This window comes from Nitrospirota bacterium (genome assembly GCA_023229435.1).
Taxonomy (GTDB): Bacteria; Nitrospirota; UBA9217; order UBA9217; family UBA9217; genus JALNZF01.
This window is the reverse complement of the sequence record JALNZF010000023.1, coordinates 1-19453: the sequence shown is the minus strand read 5'-3', so window position 1 is coordinate 19453 and position 19453 is coordinate 1. Positions and strand designations below refer to the sequence as shown.

At 51.9% G+C, this 19453-nt stretch carries 13 protein-coding genes; 9 read left to right on the top strand and 4 right to left on the bottom strand.

Annotated features, from left to right (window positions below; translation table 11 throughout):
- Positions 1-254: 254 nt before the first annotated feature.
- Positions 255-3236, top strand: a complete 2982-nt coding sequence (locus tag M0R70_13190) for a spermidine synthase (GenBank protein ID MCK9420326.1) — start codon at positions 255-257, stop codon at positions 3234-3236.
- Positions 3237-3513: 277 nt separating this feature from the next.
- Here the strand turns inward: M0R70_13190 and M0R70_13185 are convergent, their stop codons facing one another.
- Both M0R70_13185 and M0R70_13180 read right to left on the bottom strand, forming a co-directional pair.
- On the bottom strand, positions 3514-4287 hold the full coding sequence (locus M0R70_13185; GenBank protein ID MCK9420325.1) for a slipin family protein: 774 nt from the start codon (positions 4285-4287) through the stop codon (positions 3514-3516).
- A gap of 98 nt (positions 4288-4385) precedes the next feature.
- Positions 4386-5753, bottom strand: a complete 1368-nt coding sequence (locus M0R70_13180) for a nodulation protein NfeD (protein ID MCK9420324.1) — start codon at positions 5751-5753, stop codon at positions 4386-4388.
- A gap of 287 nt (positions 5754-6040) precedes the next feature.
- Here M0R70_13180 and M0R70_13175 point away from each other — a divergent pair, with 287 nt between their 5' ends.
- Together M0R70_13175 and M0R70_13170 are read left to right on the top strand one after the other, a co-directional pair.
- Positions 6041-6322, top strand: a complete 282-nt coding sequence (locus M0R70_13175; protein ID MCK9420323.1) for a UPF0175 family protein — start codon at positions 6041-6043, stop codon at positions 6320-6322.
- Positions 6319-6696, top strand: coding sequence for a DUF3368 domain-containing protein (locus tag M0R70_13170; GenBank protein ID MCK9420322.1), 378 nt, complete (start codon positions 6319-6321; stop codon positions 6694-6696). Before M0R70_13175 ends, M0R70_13170 begins: the two co-directional genes overlap by 4 nt.
- 129 nt (positions 6697-6825) lie before the next feature.
- Here the strand turns inward: M0R70_13170 and M0R70_13165 are convergent, their stop codons facing one another.
- Both M0R70_13165 and M0R70_13160 read right to left on the bottom strand, forming a co-directional pair.
- Entirely contained in the window at positions 6826-7158 is a 333-nt protein-coding gene (locus M0R70_13165; GenBank protein ID MCK9420321.1) for a helix-turn-helix domain-containing protein, read from the bottom strand.
- A gap of 1670 nt (positions 7159-8828) precedes the next feature.
- A complete protein-coding gene (locus tag M0R70_13160; protein MCK9420320.1) occupies positions 8829-9011 on the bottom strand; it encodes a hypothetical protein in 183 nt (60 codons plus the stop codon).
- Between the two features lie 10 nt (positions 9012-9021).
- Here M0R70_13160 and M0R70_13155 point away from each other — a divergent pair, with 10 nt between their 5' ends.
- From M0R70_13155 to M0R70_13130, 6 genes are all read left to right on the top strand, one after another.
- Entirely contained in the window at positions 9022-15756 is a 6735-nt protein-coding gene (locus M0R70_13155; GenBank protein MCK9420319.1) for a DUF1566 domain-containing protein, read from the top strand.
- 73 nt (positions 15757-15829) lie between these two features.
- Entirely contained in the window at positions 15830-16342 is a 513-nt protein-coding gene (locus M0R70_13150) for a hypothetical protein (protein ID MCK9420318.1), read from the top strand.
- 6 nt (positions 16343-16348) lie between these two features.
- Entirely contained in the window at positions 16349-17617 is a 1269-nt protein-coding gene (locus M0R70_13145; GenBank protein ID MCK9420317.1) for a cohesin domain-containing protein, read from the top strand.
- A 243-nt stretch (positions 17618-17860) separates the two neighbouring features.
- Positions 17861-18433, top strand: coding sequence for a 16S rRNA (guanine(966)-N(2))-methyltransferase RsmD (gene rsmD / locus M0R70_13140; GenBank protein ID MCK9420316.1), 573 nt, complete (start codon positions 17861-17863; stop codon positions 18431-18433).
- A 55-nt stretch (positions 18434-18488) separates the two neighbouring features.
- Positions 18489-18971 (top strand): pantetheine-phosphate adenylyltransferase, encoded by a 483-nt coding sequence (gene coaD, locus M0R70_13135; protein ID MCK9420315.1) that lies wholly within the window; start codon positions 18489-18491, stop codon positions 18969-18971.
- A 194-nt stretch (positions 18972-19165) separates the two neighbouring features.
- Positions 19166-19453, top strand: a 288-nt coding sequence (locus M0R70_13130; protein MCK9420314.1) for a response regulator, incomplete at its 3' end; no start/stop codon positions are given.

The window sequence follows — 19453 nt, the reverse complement described above, 5'->3', positions numbered from 1 at the left end:
CGAACATTTATTTACAAGCTCCCGGACATGTCAACCGGATATCGGCAGAAAATCATACGATGTTGGTTATTTTCAGGATAGTTGTAAAGATGTTATAAGTATGATAAATTAATTCATGTTTTGCGGATCAGCTTTTACTTGTGCGTCAATTCGGGAGTTGACACTGATCGTACAAACCATCTTGTGGTCGTGATAACATGCTCATACCGTATCATTGCCTCCGATGATCTGAACCAACGAAAAAAGGTTTATCCATGAATAAAAAACATCTTGCTCTATTTTTGCTCATATTCACTCTGTCCGGATTTTCAGGGCTCATTTATGAATCGATATGGACCCATTATCTGAAACTGTTCCTGGGGCATGCAGCGTACGCGCAGACACTGGTATTGGCCATCTTCATGGGCGGGATGGCATTCGGTTCGTGGATGTGCAGCAAATATTCCATCAAATGGAAAAACCTGCTCATCGGTTACGCGCTGGTGGAAGGCGCCATCGGTCTTTTCGCCATGATTTTTCACAACGCCTTCGATCAGGCTGTTCAAATCTCCTATACCAGCATCATCCCTCTTTTCAACTCCGCGTCACTTGCAAGCATCTATACCTGGACGCTGTCAGCCTTGATGATCCTGCCCCAGTCGATACTGCTCGGCATGACCTTTCCGTTGATGAGTGCCGGGATCCTTCGATTGTCGCCCAACAACCCGGGCAGAACAATTGCGTTGTTTTACTTCACGAACAGTCTCGGGGCTGCGATCGGCGTATTGGTCAGCGGTTTCATTCTCATTCGTTTTCTCGGTTTGCCCTGGACCATAAGAACGGCCGGTCTTATCAATATAGCCGTGGCCCTCTCGGTATGGCGGCTGATGAAAAGCCAAATCATACAACCGGTCAGCGTCAAGGTTGATAAAAAAATACGGCAGGAACGTCCGGCGGACAACGGGTATCTGTTATTTCTCTTTATTTCGTTCCTAACCGGCACGGCATCTTTTATTTACGAGATCGGGTGGATACGGATGCTGAGCCTCGTTTTAGGAAGTTCCACCCATGCATTTGAACTTATGCTGAGCGCCTTTATCTTCGGCCTTGCCTTTGGCGGTTTATGGATACAACGCCGAATAGATGGTATTGCTGCGCCTGAACGCACTCTTGCCTATGTGCAGGTCGTCATGGGGCTACTGGCGCTTTCCACGCTTTTGTTGTACGGAAATACCTTTGAAGTCATGAAATGGCTCGTACAGACGCTGAGCAGGACGAACACGGGGTACGCCCTGTTCAACCTGTCCAGTAATGCCATCGCATTGGCCGTCATGCTGCCGACGACGTTTTGCGCCGGGATGACCCTGCCGCTCATAACCTACCAATTAATCAGGCAGGGGCATGGGGAGCGGAGCATCGGGCAGGTTTACGCGGCCAACACGGTGGGGGCCATTCTTGGAGTTTTTTTCGCCATCCATGTCGGGATGCCGATGCTGGGGTTAAAAGGACTGATCGTTTTTGGCGCCGGCCTTGATATTGCGCTTGGCGTGCTGCTCTTATGGAGTGCGAAAAACGCTACGACGAAGCGTTTACCCGCCATCGTAACCGCTCTCTGCATCTTTGCAATTGCTGCGACCCTTTTATTCGTGAAACTGGATGCATATAAAATGGCGTCAGGTGTTTACCGCATAGGTGATCTCCTTACCGAGGAAAACAGCAGGCTTCTTTACCATAGGGACGGAAAAACAGCAACGGTGAGCGTGGCCCGCTTCAATAATGGGGCTATCAGTATACGTACAAACGGAAAGTCAGATGCCGCGATCAATATGGATACTCGTGGAGCGGCGCACCGAGATGAAGACACCATGATCCTTCTCGCGGTAATTCCCATGGCGCTGAACCCGCAAGCCGAGACCATAGCCAATATCGGTTTTGGCTCAGGCCTGACCACGCATACCCTGTTGAGCAACCCCCGGATCAAGCAGGTTGATACCGTTGAAATAGAAGGGAAGATGGTGGAAGCCGCACAAAATTTTCGCCCGCGCGTAGAGTTGGCATTCAGTGATCCGCGAAGCAAAATATCCATAGATGATGCCAAAAAGTTCTTCGCAGTCCACAATATAAAATACGACATGATCCTTTCGGAACCGTCAAACCCCTGGGTCAGCGGAGTATCAGGCCTTTTTTCCGAAGAATTTTACCGTCTTGTCAGTCGTCATTTAACCGAAAACGGATCGTTTGTACAGTGGCTCCAACTTTATGAGATGGATAACGAGCTTGTCGTGTCCGTGTTAAAGGCGGTCTCGTCACATTTTAACGACTTTGTCATCTACGCCGCTGACCGCGAGAATATAATACTTATCGCAAGGAACAACGGGAAGATAGCCGCCCCTGACCCGGCGCTCTTACGATATCCTGATATTGCCGCCGCACTGGCCAGGATCCATATTAACGGCATGCAGGATATTGAAATCCGAAAGGTAGGAAATAAAAAAATCTTACGTAAACTTATGGAATCGTTTTCCATACGCGCAAATTCAGATTATAACCCTGTTCTTGATCAAAATGCGGTCCGCGCCCGGTTCTTCCAAACCAATGCAAGCGATTTCGTGAGAATCGCTCATATGCCGCTGCCGTCTTTGGAAATGTTGACAGGGTCTGCTCCTGACAGGGGGGCGACCGATATTACGCCGTCCGGCTCTTTTTTCGAAACGAAATCCGCCTACGAAGCTATGATGGCGAGAGATTTTATTTTAGAGGGAAGATTTGATTCACGATATGGAAATGTCTCAATGGACACAAAGCGACTGGCTCTCCAGCTTAGACAGATATTTTATGATTGTCGATCCCTGTCAGGAGAAGACGCTGGAATGAAAAGTCTCTTCGATACATTTATCATCATGTCCTCTTATCTGAGGCCGCACGAATTGGATGTGGTTTGGAAAAGGTTGGACTCGGCCCCCTGCGCCCGATCGCTTTCAACAGAAAAGAGGAACTGGATCGCGTTATTTAAGGCGGTGGGTAAACGAGATGCGACGGGAATGGCGCGTGCGGCTCAAACCATGTTGGAGAGCGGACAACGACTGCCTCCGGACGCCTTAAAATATGTGGTATTGTCCGGGATGATGGGGCACCTGAGACAGGGTGATCGGGAAGGGTCTCTTAAGCTTTGGTCCCGGTATCAGCCCGAGATTTTTGGAGCGGACAATCCGGATCTGTTATTTCGACTGCTTGCTGCGGAAAGCGCCCCGAATTGAACGCGTTGAAAATAATTATATGGAGAACTATGAGAGAGCATCACGCGGGAATGAAAAGAAATCTGCGTTTAAGGGCGGCTTTTGATGGCCTCCCTTCAGGTTGATTCGCTGTTACCGTTCACTCTCCTCTAACAGGTTGTTGAAAAAGTCTTTTTGTGGTTCGACAGGCTCACCACGAACGGATAAATACGAATAAATTCAATACACGCTCCGTTCGCCCTGAACCCTGAGCTTGCCGAAGGGTCGAAGGGTAAACGGAGCGTTTTTCAACAGCCTGCTAATCCTTTTTGTCCACCAGCTTCTGGAACGCCGTAAAAATATCGATCGGCAGGGGGAATATGATGGTCGTGTTCTTTTCCGTGCCGATCTCGGTAAGCGTCTGGAGGTACCGGAGCTGAAGCGCGATCGGGTTCTTGCTGATGACCGCGGCGGCTTCACCCAGCTTCGCCGATGCCTGGAGTTCGCCTTCGGCATGGATGATCTTGGCCCGGCGTTCCCGCTCCGCCTGTGCCTGGATCGCGATGGCGCGCTGCATCTCGGCCGGCAGGTCCACATTCTTCACTTCCACGGTAGACACCTTGACTCCCCAGGGCTCAGTCTGTTCATCGATCACCTTCTGGAGCTCGATATTAATGGCTTCACGGTTCGAGAGCAGGTCGTCGAGGGAATTCTGGCCGAGAATGCTCCGGAGCGTGGTCTGGGCAATGAGCGATGTGGCATAGTAGAAATCCTCGACCTCGACAATGGCCTTGCGCGGATCAATGACCCGAAAATAGACCACCGCGTTCACTTTCACGGTCACGTTGTCCTTGGTGATCACGTCCTGCGACGGGACGTCCATGGTCACGGTTCTGAGGCTGACGCGCACCATCTTCTGGATGCCCGGGATCAGGACGATCAGGCCCGGTCCCTTCACGCCGTGTTCCAGGCTGACCTTGCCGAGGGTGAAGATAAGGCCCCGCTCGTACTGTTTCAGGATCTTGAGTGTGTTGAACAGAAAGAACCCGCCCAAAAATATGAAAATCATGAATCCAAGCCCGTAAACTTGCATTGTACGCCTCCTTTATTAGGGTGTCTTTATTGGCCGCAATTGCGGATTTGGTGAGATATAAAGATAACTCACTCCCTCACGATTCCATCAGCGAAGTTTTATTTTTCAGAGGATTCTGCTTTCTTCACGATGAGGGTAAGTCCATCGATGCCGACGATGTTCACCTTCTCACCTTTTTGAACGGACCCGTTGCTTCGCGCGTTCCAGTTTTCGCCGCGGACGAACACCTGGCCGGTTGGATTGAGGTCCGATCTCGCCTCCGCCTGCTTCCCGATGAGTCCTTCCTGGCCCGTATCGGTCTTTTCCCGGTGCACGCGGACAGCGACCGTGACGGTAACGATGAACAGGATGGCCGACATGGCCACGACCGGGATGATGACGGCCCATGAGATCTGGAGCGCCGGGGCAAGAGAGTCGATGAGCATGACCGAACCGAGCAGCATGGCGATGGTCCCGCCGACGCCAAGGACCCCGTGGCTCGTGATGAAAGCCTCGGCGATGAACAGCGCGATGGCAAAGATGATGAGCATGAGTCCCGCGTAGTTGATCGGCAGGGTCTGGAGGGCGTAGAAAGCGAGGATCAGGCAGATGGCGCCGGCCACGCCGGGAAAGATGGCGCCGGGATTCGAGAGCTCGAAGTACAGGCCGTAGAAGCCGAGGATCATGAGGATATAGGCGATATTAGGATTGCTGATGATGCCGAGGAGCTTGTCGCGGAACCCCATCTTCATGGTTACCACTTCGGCGCCAGCGGTCTTGAGCGTCTTTTTTCCAATGACCACGTCAACGGTTTTGTTGTCCATCGCTTTGACGAGCGAGGCAATGTCCGGCGCAACGAAGTCGATAACCTTGTTCTTGAGGGCTTCGGTCTCGGTGATGGAAACGCTTTGCCGCACGGCATCCTCCGCCCACTTCGCGTTCCTGCCCCGTTTTTCCGCGATACCCCGCATCATGGCGGCAAGGTCGTTCACGGCCTTCTTCTCCATGGTTTCGTCCATCTTGCCCTGCATCTGCACGGGGTGGGCCGCGCCGATATGCGTGGTCGGCGCCATGGCCGCGATGTTGGCCGCGAGCGTGATGAACACGCCGGCAGAAGCGGCCCGACCGCCGCTTGGCGCCACATAGACCACGGTCGGAACTTCGGAGGCCATCATCTTCATCACGATCTGCTGGGTGGAGTCAACGAGACCGCCCGGGGTGTTCAGCTGGATAATGAGCGCCTCGGCCCCGGCTTTTGACGCGCGGTCAATGGATTTGATGATGTACTCGGCAACCACGGGTGTGATGGGAGCGTCGATCTCGATCAGGTGAATCTTCCGTGCGGAAGGGATTGACGCAGCCGCGGGAGGAGTCGGTTTTGTAATCTTCTTCGTCTTCTTCGTGTCCGCGGCCACCGTGAGAACGAACGAACCGGCAATGATCAGGATGAGAGCTATGAAAACGGCATGTCGCGTCTTTATACGCATGTTGCTGTCTCCTTGAATAAAAAAAGTATATACGCATTGTCCATGAGTGTCAAGAAGCCCGTCAACCCAGAAAAAACTGCGGTCCTCCCGCGAGGCGGCGCAAATCCCACAAAGTAGGCCACGAAATATCTGTTTTTCTTCTTTTTGCTTTAGTGTATACTTATAACGAATGGAACAAAAAAGATGGCAATATTCAACAGGGATGAGAGATATGGATGATGTTAATGACATCGGTGAGCTTATTGAAGACTTTATTGATTTGCTATTGGACATGAGGGAGGTAGCATATGTTTATGTTATGGGAAGTTGAGGAACTGAAAAAGGTTGGCGAACTTCAACCGGAATTGGTTGACATGGCTCTAACGAATCTATGGAAAGAGAATCCGCAGCTGCACAAAGCGGTGGTGATGAATGCATATCTCGATGCGAAGATTAACTTGGGGAAAGCGGCGGAAATTCTTGGTTTGACGCGCATTGAGCTTGAACGCGAAATGATGGAGAAAGGCATCCCGATCCGGAGACTAAGCACGGATGACATAAATGCCGAGGTTGAGGCGGCGAAACGGTGACCAAGGCGGTAGCCGACAATACGGTCCTGTCCAACTTCGCGTTGATTGAACGTGAACAACTGTTGCGAGCTGTGCTTGGTGATACGTTGGCGGCCACGGAAGCTGTAATGGAGGAACTTCGACGGGGTGAGCGAAAAGGTATCGTGCCGCTTCGGGATTGGTCGTGGCTGACTGTTTTGAAAATTGACTCCGAGCCTGAGAGAAATGCCTATGCGATCTTCTCTGAGACTCTCGGAAAAGGTGAATCGTCCTGCTTGAGTCTGGCTCTTTCCAAAAAATTACTGTTGTTAACGGATGATGTCGATGCGCGTATGATGGCTCATCGAAGAAGCGTGAAGGTTTCGGAACGATTGGTGTGCTCGTGCTGGCCGTAAGAAAGGGCATTGTCACACTTGAAGTTGCAAATCTGTTGCTGACCGGAATGATTCAAAAGGGATATTATTCGCCGTATTCACGGCTTAACGTATTGGTACAGGATGTTTGATTTAATTTACGAAATCGAGTTACTTTTTCTCCAATATCTTGATTGCAAGCTCATGGATGAACTTGATGTCCGCTGGCGTGCGGGTTTGCAGATATGCGATCAGATCCGCAAGTTCCCTGGTCGGCTTATGCGTCGTCTTCTTTTTCGTGGGATAGATCAGGTCTTCGACCGGCATTTTGAGAGCATCGGCGATGTTTTCCAAGGTCTCAACCGTGGGGTCTCCGCCGATGCCTCTTTCGATCTTGCCGACCCTGTCTACGCTTAAATGCACAAGTTTCGCGAACTGACTCTGTGTCAGTTTCAGCGATTTGCGGAGTTCTCGTATCTTTTGGGAGATATCATTGTTTGCCATTAGCTCACCTATGGTCAGCATATTAGGCGAACCGAAAACAAAACAACAGGGACTATAATGCTGAAAATAATAATGACATATGCACACTGCATATCAACGGAGTTGTTCTCTCGACAATGAACGGTTTAATCACCCGCAACTACCCCATCGAATAATCCTTGACCGCATCACTGGATAGCTCTATAATCGGTTCATTATTACCTTAAATGTATTGCGCCCCACCTCAGAGTTCGACGTCATTTAGGAAGGCTGAATAATGCCCGAGAAATTATCCTTGGGGACTCCTTCTATACAATATGTTTTTCCGAAGTACATCCTGATTCCTTATAAAGCGTCTGTTTCAAATTACGAGTTACATCTACGATCCATGTGGAGTGTTCATGGACTTATAGCGCTCGTCCTCATGCGCGAGGGATTGGATGAGCTCTTTGGTTTCCGGAGTGCGTTGGGCAGCAACAACGATTTGCAGTGAAGTAGCATGGAAGTTTCACGTGGGCAGCGTCACAGATATTCTCAAGGTTGTCAATTAGCGCGCGGTGACGAAGGCGTTTGAAGTGAGCGTTGTTGAGAATGTGTTAGCTGAACAAGAAGATATTGAGGTGAGTCGATGATGATAAAACGAAAAGTGCCAGGACAAATGCACGTCGCGTGTCAACGTAGGTTCTCGTGTCAGTGAAAAATGGTTATATCGTGATATTAATGAAGAGGGCTTTAACTATGTCTACCAAACAGAAAATAAATAGAACCGTCCCATTTATTCTCTTCTCGTTCTTGATCTTCTTTTCGCAATCCGCAAGCGCTGCGAATCTTCTAGCGCCGACCCTGAGCGCTCCGTCGAACGGAGCGACAGGGGTTTCGCCGACCCCGACATTCAGTTGGCGTGCGGTAACTGGGGCCAGTGCGGGTTACTGGCTTGCGGTCGCGACCAGCAGTGGAGCGCTGCCGACCCTCCCGACGGACTCCACCTGCCCGAGTTGTGTTTCTATGGTGGCCGCCGCAACCACATCGGCCACGCTACCATCGGCGCTCACTGCGGGAACCACTTACTACTGGCGAGTACGAGGCAGAGGACCAGGAACGACATACGGCAACTGGTCAACCACGTACAGCTTCACGATCCAGTCCGCGCCGGTCAATCACGCGCCCTCGCTGACGCTGACGAGTACGAGTGGGGCGAGTGTACTGATGAACCAGGCGTATTCGATCACGGTGAGCGCGGCGGATGTGGACGGCAACCTGTCCAACGTGGACGTGAACTGGAATGACGGCACGGCGGTAGAACACAAGACCGTTAGTGGGAGTTCGGCGAGCGTGACGTTTACGCGATCGTTCAGCACGGTACGGACGATCAACTGGTCGGCGACAGCCTACGACACGACGCTTTTGGCCAGTGGGCAGTTAAGCGGTTCGTTTACGGTGACGGACTCGACGCTTACTGCGCCGACCCTGAGCGCTCCGTCGAACGGAGCGACGGGTGTCTCGACGACCCCGTCATTCAGTTGGAGTGCGGTGACTGGGGTCACTGCGGGCTATGTAATTGCGGTAGCAACCAGCAGTGCAGTGCTGCCGACCGACCCGGCGGACTCCACCTGCTCAAGCTGTGTAATTGTCCCTCAAAGCGCCGGCACATCGTACACGCCATCATCGGCTCTCATTGCGGGAGCCACTTACTACTGGCGAGTGCGCGGCAGAGGACCAGGAACGACCAATGGCAACTGGTCAACCACGTACAGCTTTACGACCCAGGCGACTGCCCAGAATCTTCTCCCTCCGACGCTGAGCGCTCCGTCGAACGGAGCGACGGGGGTTTCGCCGACCCCGACATTCAGTTGGAGTGCGGTAACTGGGGTCACTGCGGGCTACGTGATTGCGGTAGCAGCCAGCAGTGCAGTGCTGCCGACCGACCCGGCGGACTCCACCTGCTCAAGCTGTGTAATTGTCCCTCAAAGCGCCGGCACATCGTACACGCCATCATCGGCGCTCATTGCGGGAGCCACTTACTACTGGCGAGTGCGCGGCAGAGGACCAGGAACGACCAACGGCAACTGGTCGAGCATTTTTAGCTTCACGACCCAGTCCGCGCCGGTCAATCACGCGCCCACGCTGACGTTGACGAGTACGAGTGGGGCGAGTGTGACGACGGGCCAGGCGTATTCGATCACGGTGAGCGCGGCGGATGTGGACGGGAACCTCAATAACGTGGACTTGAACTGGAATGACGGCACGGCGGTAGAGCACAAGACCGTTAGTGGGAGTTCAGCGAGCGTGACGTTTACACGGTCGTTCAGCACGGCGCGGACGATCAATTGGACATCGACGGCATACGACACTGCGAGCTTGGCCAGTCCGACGCTTGACGGTTCGTTTACGGTGACTGACGATCCGAACGATCAAATCAGCGAGGCTGTGTCGCTCGGCTATACGACGCAGGCGCTCGTGAGAGATGGAACTATTGATTTGTCCACGGATGTGAATATGTATTCATTCACTGTTTTGGCGGGACAGCGGATTGGCTTAGACATTGATCGGCCTTCGGGCAGCACGTTTGACCCTTACATTCGCCTTTTCAACAGCAGCGGAACGCAACTCGCCTTAAGCGACAACGACGCTGCGCCGGACGAATCCTCTAGCGGAGGATCGTCGTATTTGGAATATCTTTTCACGATTTCTGGCACGTATTATGTCGGAGTCTCCGGATCTGGAAATAGTTCATACGACCCGATCACCGGTAACGGAGATGCCAACGGTAGCACTGGAGCTTACAAACTGATCATTTCCCCTGGCATTACCGGTACGATTGTTGGCGACATTGGAACCGGACGTGGAACTGAGACGTTTATCGTGGATATTCAACGTCTGCCCCCAACAGATTCTTCCTTTCCGCGACCAATTACTAACACGCTGCAGACATGGATTGTGATTCACGGCAGAGATGGTTCGCGGACCAGTGAAAATATTCTTAGGCTTGCGCAAGCCATTGCAAACAAATTTCCAAACGAACAAGTTCTCACTCTCGACTGGAGTGGCCCTGCGATGCCTCACGGTGAGTATGATTTCTACGAAGAAAACTGGATTCAACCAGTCGCCCAGTGGGCTGCCCAAGCACTCACCGGGTATAGGTTTACCGGGTCGTTATTAAATTTGGTAGGACACAGTTGGGGTGGCTACGTGGCCGATGAAATTGCGGAAAGAATTGACGGTGGCGTGAATACAATAGTAGCGCTAGACCCTGCAAAAGAGGGCGATGGATGGTATAACCCGGAAGACTTTGGTCAAATTAACTTTGCAGCACATTCACAGTTCTCTTGGGCGTTTCACAGTTCTAGTCTCGGAGCGGCGTCGACACCACCCACAGCTGACGAGGCCTTTGTTGTTAAAACGGGTCTTGGCTGGGTCGATGCACACAGCGCGGTCGTAAACCTTTTCTCATACATGGTTGAAAATCCGACCATCGGAGTCAGTCAGTTCTTCCAGCTTGATCGGCTGTTGCTCCACACGCCGGGACCATGGGTTCCCAATAAGTATTTTACGGAGTTCCCATTCCCTGAGAACCGAACTGGCGGATATGAGGGCATCATAACGGCGACTCCCGGCTCTACGGTCTCAGTAATCTCTCCCCAGTCCCCGCTTGACTTCGTGCCGACAACTCCGGAGATTACTGTGCTGGGTAATTCTGTGGCAATCGTCGATAACGATACGACACCGAATCTTTCTGATAACACAGATTTTGGTAGTGTTCAGCAAGGCCAGACGGCGACGCGGACGTTCACTGTTCGCAATGATGGTGGATCAAGCCTTACTTTGGGCGCGGTAAATGTGCCGTCGGGTTTCACTCTAACAAAAAGCCTCCCTACGTTTCTAATTGCTGGAGATTCAGACACTTTTACGGTGCAATTGGATACTTCGACTATTGGTACTAAAAGCGGGCAAATCAGCTTCTCCAACAGCGATAGCGATGAAAATCCGTTTAACTTTTCAATCACTGGTAACGTAACGATTCTACCGGACACCACGCCGCCGACGGTGACGATCAACCAAGCAGCAGGGCAAACGGACCCGACTGGCAATTCACCGATCAACTTCACGGTGGTCTTCAGCGAAACGGTGACCGGGTTTGCGAGCGGTGATGTGACGCTTGGTGGAACCGCTGGGGCGACCAGCAAGAGCGTGACCGGCAGCGGGACCACCTACAACGTGGCGGTGAGCGGGATGACGCAAAGCGGCACCATTACGGCGTCCATTCCCGCAGGCGCGGCCCAGGACGGGGCAGGCAATTCCAGCCTCGCCTCCACCAGCAGCGACAACAGCGTGACCTACAACGCGCCGGACACCACGCCGCCGACGGTGACGACGAATGCGGCCAGCGGGATAGGACAAACAAGCGTAACCCTGATCGGAACGGTGAACCCAAACAGCTCGAGCACTACGGCGTACTTCCAGTGGGGTACGACAACCTCTTATGGAAACAACACGTCATCGCAGAGCATGGGGAGTGGGACCAGCGGTGTATCGGTGACGCAAGCGCTAAGCGGACTTACTTGTAATACGCCTTATCACTACCGGGCAGTGGGAACGAACAGCGGAGGAACAAACTACGGATCAGACGTGACCTTTACGACAAGCGTATGTGCGATACCGCCGCCTACGGTGACTACAAATTCAGCCAGTGGCATAGGGCAGACGAGCGCGACTCTGAACGGCACGGTCAACCCTAACGGGGCAAGTACGTCTGCCTACTTTGAGTACGGCCTTACTACAGACTATGGCTTCTCTACGTCAGCACAAAGCCTTGGCTCCGGTTCAGGCAATGTTTCTTTGACGGCAAGTATAAGCGGCCTAACCTGCAATACGTTGTATCACTTCCGTGCAGTAGGCACCAACAGTGGAGGCACGAATTACGGCTTGGATGCGACTTTTACGACAAGTGCCAATACACCGGGGACCTCTTCATTTTCCAATATAAGCCAGACCGGTATACAGGCAAACTGGACGGCAAACGGCAATCGTTCCGGAACAGAGTATTATAGTGAGAACATGACCACGGGGACTAATTCCGGCTGGACAGCTAACACTTACTGGAATAGTACCGGACTGACATGTGGAACATCATATAGTTTCAGAGTGAAGGCAAGGAATGGGGATGGAATTGAGACGGGCTGGACAAATCTCGGCACACAGAATACTCAATCATGCTCTTGCACCTCTTCATCTCTTTCTGTGAGCATCAATGCTCCATCTTCTGGATTTAGCGCCAGCAAGGGCAGTGGCACTTCGGTAATGGCCGCTGTAACTGATAATTGCAATGGTAGCGTTACGGGGACCACAGTCATTGCCTCGTTCAGTAATGGGGATGTTTCAATTACCCTTTACGATGATGGAGCGCATAACGACGGAACCGCGAATGACGGGGTTTATGGAAATATGTGGACGCCGAATAATGTCGGCAATTGCATAGTAAATGTTACTGCTTCAAAAACAGGCTTAACCTCCGGCAATAATAGTGTCATTGGCACGGTGCAGTCAAATAATTCTGCGCCCTCGGTAACCACCGGCTCTGCAAGTTCTATTGGCGCGAACTCGGCTACAATAAGCAGCACCGTAAATCCCAATGGTTTGGCCACCAGTGTCTGGTTCGAGTATGGCACGACCACCGGTTACGGAAGCAGCACCTCTTCCCAATCCATTGGCAGCGGATCAAGTCTGGTAGCTGTAAGCACGCCTTTGACAGGGCTTGCTCCATCGACCCCTTACTATTTCAGGGCTGTGGGGCAGAACAGCGCTGGCACTTCATATGGCGCTGGCCAAAGCTTTACAACATTGCCATCAGGCATTATTGCCTTTAGACTCCCCGACACCGGCCAGACGCAATGCTATGATTCGATCGGGAATATTATCAGCTGTACCGGCACAGGGCAGGACGGGGCATACAACATCAACCCCATGTCCTACACTTATAACGGCAATGGCACGGTGACGGACAACAACACAGGCCTGATGTGGCAGCAGCAGGATGACGGGAATACTTACAACTGGTATAAGGCGTCAGGCACGTATGACGCAACCGACAATCCAACCACACAAGATGTCTGTGGCGAGTTGACGACGGGAGGTTTATCAGATTGGCGGTTGCCATCAAAAAAAGAATTGATGAGCATCGTTGACTACAGCATCCAATATCCCGGACCGACAATTAACCCGATATTCACGAATACCAAGTACGTTGACTATTTGAATTGGTCGTCTACTACCCTCGCGTACGATCCGGGTAGCGCGTGGCTCGTGGTTTTCGACAACGGCGGCGTGTACGGCGGCAGCGGTAAGTACGGTAGTGGGTACGTTCGGTGCGTGCGCGGCGGACAGTCTGGGTCATTTGGTAATTTTGACGACAATCATGACGGTACAATAACGGATACTTCGACAGGCCTGATGTGGCAGCAGTTAGAGTCAGGGGGTATGACGCGGTCTAACGCACTCAACTATTGCGAAAACCTTGAACTGCCCTCTGGAAGCGGACAAACAGACTGGCGTCTGCCGAATATCAAGGAGCTTGAGTCAATAACCGACGATACAATATACAATCCTGCTATTGACAGAAATTTCTTTCCGAATGCCACCAGTCATTCCTACTATCTGTCGTCTACTACCTCCGCCGAATATTCGAGCTATGCGTGGTTCGTGGACTTAGACTGGGGCCAGCCCACAATGATCTTGAAGTCCGTTAGTGTTAGTTGGTTCTACGTCCGGTGCGTTCGTGGCGGACAGGGACAGGGACAGAGTGCAACTCAGTATCAGTTAACAACATTGGTGAGTCCTGCGGCCGGGGGCACGGTGAGTCCAAGTTGTGAAAGCGGGTGCTGGTACAATAGCGGCGATAGTGTTTCCGTAAGCGCGACGGCAATCAGTGGTTATGCATTCAGCTCATGGAGTGATGGCGGAGCACAGAGTCATAATGTGACGATGGCTGGGGCAAAGAACGTGACCGCGACATTTAACCTTGCCGATACAGTTTCGCCATCGGGAACAGTAACCATAAACAACAATGCAGCGTATGCAACTGCGACCACCGTTACCCTCAATCTGAGCGCGTCAGACAATATAGGCGTTGTAGGATACTATATATCTGAAACTGCAACCGCTCCTTTAGCTGCGGCGGCCGGCTGGATAGCGATAAATTCAATCACCAGTTACAGCGCTAATGTACCGTATACCTTGAGCAACGGAGACGGCACAAAAATTGTTTACGCATGGTTCAAAGATGCAGCAGGGAATGTGTCGAATGCGGCCAGCCGTTCTATTATTCTGGATACCGTTGCGCCGCTTGGCTCCATTACGATTAACAGGGGGAATGGCAACACGAATTCAACATCAGTCCTATTCGACCTTTCCGCTGCTGACTCGCTAAGCGGCGTCTCGCAGATGTGCGTCAGCAACAGCTCATCTTGTTCCTCATGGGAAGCCTATGCCACATCAAAACCAGGTACTCTTTCTGCGGGCGATGGGCTGAAAACCGTATATGTCTGGTTCAAGGATGGCGCGGGCAATACGTCGAGCGTATACACCTCTTCAATAACGCTTGATACAACAGTCATCGACACGACAGCGCCGAGTCTGGTGCTCTCCACGCTGCCCGATGGCTCCTATACTAACAATCCGAACCTCAACGTAGCCGGGACCGTAACAGACAATGTGCTTATACAGAGTCTCGTGATAAGCGGTGATACTGTGACGGTGAACCTGGATAACACTTTCAGCCATCTTGTGACGCTCGTGACCGGGTCAAATACGATCACCACTGTGGCCGCGGACCAGGCGGGCAACACGACGACGGATGTTCGCACCGTCATCCTAGATCAGACCGCGCCTGCGCTCACGGTTACATCGCCCGCGGACAACAGCAAGACCAACCAGACGCTGTCAGCCGTAAACGGCGCTGCCGATGCGAATGCGACCGTAAGCATAAAAGTCAATAACAGCAACCCGGCCTTCGCCTTGATGACCGGTACGAACTTCGCTTATACCGCAACTCTCTCAATAGGCCTGAATAGCATCGGCATTACGGCAACCGACCTGGCGGGCAACACGGCCTCGGTCAACAGGACAGTCACCTACGACAGCGTCGCGCCGAGCATTGCGATCACAATGCCGAATCAGGACGAGCCGAATACGACCGGCAGTGTCCTTCTCCAGGGAACGGTCTCCGACGCGTTAACCGCCGTTTCAGTTGTCGTGACGGATGGCACGAACACCTACACGCCTGCGGTGACGAACGGAACCGTCCAGCAGATGCTCACCTTCTCTACGGAAGGTCTTCATGCCATTATTGCAACGGCCACAGATGAAGCGGGAAACCACAGTATGGCTCAGCGAAACATCAACTACGTTAGATGGGGCGATCCGGATTCTTCGGGAGTCGTTGATGTTAACGACGCACTTAGGGCGCTCAAAATTGCCGCCGGGTTGATCCAGCCGACTGCTACCGATCTGGAGCGCGGCGATGTGGCCCCGCTGGTGCATGGAACACCGCAACCGGACGGCGTAATTGATATCGGCGATGTAGTGGTAATATTGAGAAGAGCAGTGGGCCTAGTGACCTGGTAATATATAGCAATCAGCAAAAGAGGTTTGACAGACTGTTTATTGCAGTCGGCTGGTATGTACGGAGGATAATTTCATGAATGGTCACAGACAATTTGCTTGTGTTATTTTAATCTCCTTGCTACTCGTCACTGCATGTGGTGGTGGCGGGAGCACGGTTGCCGGCGGAGGCACTCAACCAACAAAGTCGGCGGTGAAAATATCAACTACAGGAGCTCTACCGTCGGGTACGTTAATAGGCGGCATTGATATTACTGTTTCATTGGCCCCTGGCGTATCAGCCAGGAGCACGACCAATCCACCGGAAACCGATGCAGGTGTTGTCGTTGCATCAGGTGTAGCATCTTCTAACTCGACGATTCTGGCAACCTATACATCAGCAAGTGGTGCAACACCTGCCAAAGCGCGTTTGTTGGTTGTGAATACCAGCGGCTTCGGGATTGGTGAGTTCGCAATAGTAAACGGGGATATTGCCGCAGGAAACAGTCCACAGGCTGCTGATTTTACCGTTGCTTCAATCACCGTGACGGACCTCAATGGTTCTCCGATATCCGGTCTTACTTCGGCATTTACCGTGAATAACCAATAATTGAGGATGATGAACGTTAGAATTATCATCAGCATCGTGATTCTCGTGCACGTTTGCGCTTTATCCGTTTTTGCTGCTTCGACCATCACACTAACGCCGTCGGGTAATGGTGTTTATTTGCTCCAAGGCGATGGGATGGCGGATGTTGCCGCGCTCGATATTACTATTACCTACGACGCACTGACCTTATCAAGCCCCCAAGTCAGCCAAGGGGATTTTATTGTTGGCGCTATGATGGCGGTCAATCCTAATGTAACAGGAATCGTACGCATCGCAATCATTACAACGAACCCGATAAGAGGGCATGGCAACATAGCGAAAATAACATTTAATCGGACAGGGAGTGCCGAAGGCGGCATTACCTCTCTTCGCGCAGCCATATCGAATCTAAGCGGAAGTCCGTTCCCTGCAGTAACTCAGGTCAATAATCAATCCTCAGCTAACACAAGCCCCCCCAGTGCGTCATCGCATCAGGGTTCGACATCAACGACATCAGATACTATAATTGCCATAACGCCTTCTCCCTATACGGGAGGCAATCGGACCGTCATAGGTGGCGTTGTGAATCCACCAGTTGAGACAGTTATGCCCGAGAAACAGGAGCCGCCAACGGTATCAGAACCGAGGGTTGATAATGTTAAAGAGACGCCATCTGTTGTTGAAGAGACAATCTCAAAAGAAGTTATTGCAACGCATGACCATCGAGGCGCATCAAAAGAAAAGGCTGTTTATACACAAAAGAGCGTCCTGGAAAGATTTCGCGATCTTAAAGGGGAGCGTAGCCAAAAGGTGTTTACTGCATTATTCAATCATGAACCCTTGATCGGATTCCAGCAGGAACCGCCGATAATCCTGTCAGATGGGAAAAGCACTGTTAAGGTTGTTTTCATTGCTTTAGCTTACGGTAAGGATTTTCCGGACGTGAGCTTAAAGGGTGCGCGACTTATTTCCCTTGTGAAAGACCCCGAGAAAACAAACATCTGGATAGCAGAGATAAAACCTGATAAAGGGGTGAATTCAGCAGCATTGACCGTTTTGCAGGATAAGGTGACAATGATTTTCCCGTTAACGGTTGCCTCAAAACCGAAGATACGGTTGGGCAGATCTGCTGAAGTGACGGACGCCGATTTTGATAAATTCCTGAAGGAGCGTGGTTCACCGTCGAAGTCGAAATATGATTTGAACAGTGACGGGAAAAGAGACTATGTAGGCGATTACATTTTCACGGCAAATTACATCTTGTCCATAGCTAAAATCAAAAAAAGAGATAAGTGAACAATGGCTATACTCCGCCAGGTGGGCTAATCTTCTATAGGCTGTCAGTTCTTCTCCGGTTTTATCGATCTTGAACCCAAAAACATTTGTCATATCACGAGCTCACCTTGTCGGTTATCGGATTTGGTTGCTAATCCGCAAAACCCGCTTCTATAGCGGCCGGCAAGGTTTTTTGTTGTCCGAAGCCAAGAAATGCTTGACTCAGAATGAGTTTTTCTGTAGCATCGCTTGAGTGAACGTGTGATGAGAGTGACCGGAGGAACAGAAAGAGGACGACGGTTGAAGGCGCCGGCAGGGTCCCGCGTGAGACCGACGTCCGACAAGGTGAAGCAGGCCTTGTTCAACATCCTCGGGGAGAGGGTGGCAGACGCGTTGTTTCTCGATCTTTTTGCCGGCGTCGGCGGCATCGGCATCGAGGCGCTCAGCCGCGGGGCGGGGCGCGTGGTTTTTGTGGACGCGTCGCGCGCATCGTTGCAGGTGCTCAACGAGAACCTCGAGCAGACCGGCTTCAAAGAGCAGTCGCAGACCGTGCTGTCGAAGGCCGAGTCATTCCTCAAAAAACCGTCGGGGTTGTACGATGTCGTGTACCTTGATCCGCCGTACGCGGATGAGATGCAGCCCTTGCTCGAACTGATAGCAGGGGCGAATATCCTGAAGCCTGATTCGATCGTGATCGCAGAACACTTTAAGAAACAACCGTCACCCGCGAGCGCAGGCGGTCTGACGCTGTATCGCGAAGCGAACTATGGAGATACCGTGCTGGCGTTTTATACATTCAGCAGTCAGAAGTCAGGAGACAGTCACGCTATAGCGTGATTCTGGATTCTGACTCCTGACCCCTGGCTTCTGATCACTTCATTAAGGAGATACCATGAAACGCATTGCTGTTTACCCCGGAACGTTCGATCCTGTCACGAACGGGCATATCGATCTCGTTGAACGAAGCCTGAGAATATTCGACAAGGTGATCGTAGCGGTGGCGGAGAATCCCAAGAAGACGCCGCTTTTTTCTCTTGAAGAGCGCATTGCCATGTTCAAGAAAGCACTGGGCAAACGCAATAACGTGCAGATCGAGGGTTTTGACGGCCTGCTCGTTGATTATGTAGAAAAGAAGAGCGCGGTCGGCATCATCCGGGGGCTGCGTGCCGTATCGGACTTTGAGTATGAACTGCAGATGGCCCTCATGAATCGCAGGCTTGATAACACGATTGAAACGGTATACTTGATGCCGAGCGAAGAATATTCGTTCATCACCTCGACCATTGTGAAGGAGGCCGCGAGTTACGGCGGTGACGTGTCGAGCCTTGTGCCGAAGGGAGTGGTGGCGAAGTTGAAGAAGAAGTTCGGGAGGTAGTTTGTTGTTCGATCTTGCGGTCCTATCAATGGAAACGAGAGAATAAGCATGGTCCGCAGATTACGCAGATTGCGCAGATGAAGATCAGGAAAGAAAATTATATAATGCTTTAGTGACTTAACAAAAAAATCAGTTCTCTTGTTTTTAATCCGCGAAATCTGCGTAATCTGCGGATAAAAAAAGATTGAGGTTTCATGTCGAGGAACATATTGATCGTAGAGGACGAAGAGACGCTGCGGGAGTCCATCAAGCGCATATTTGTCAAGGAAGGGTACACGGTGGACGGCGCGGAGTCGGCGGAGAAAGGCCTTTCCCTGCTTGAAACCGTTGCGTACGACGTTATTTTGACGGACATCATCCTGCCGGGCATGGACGGGATCGAGATGCTCACCCGGGTGCGGGAACAGGACCCGGACCAGATCATCATCGTCGTCACCGCCTATGCATCGCTCGACACGTCGATCAAGGCGCTGCGGGCGGGC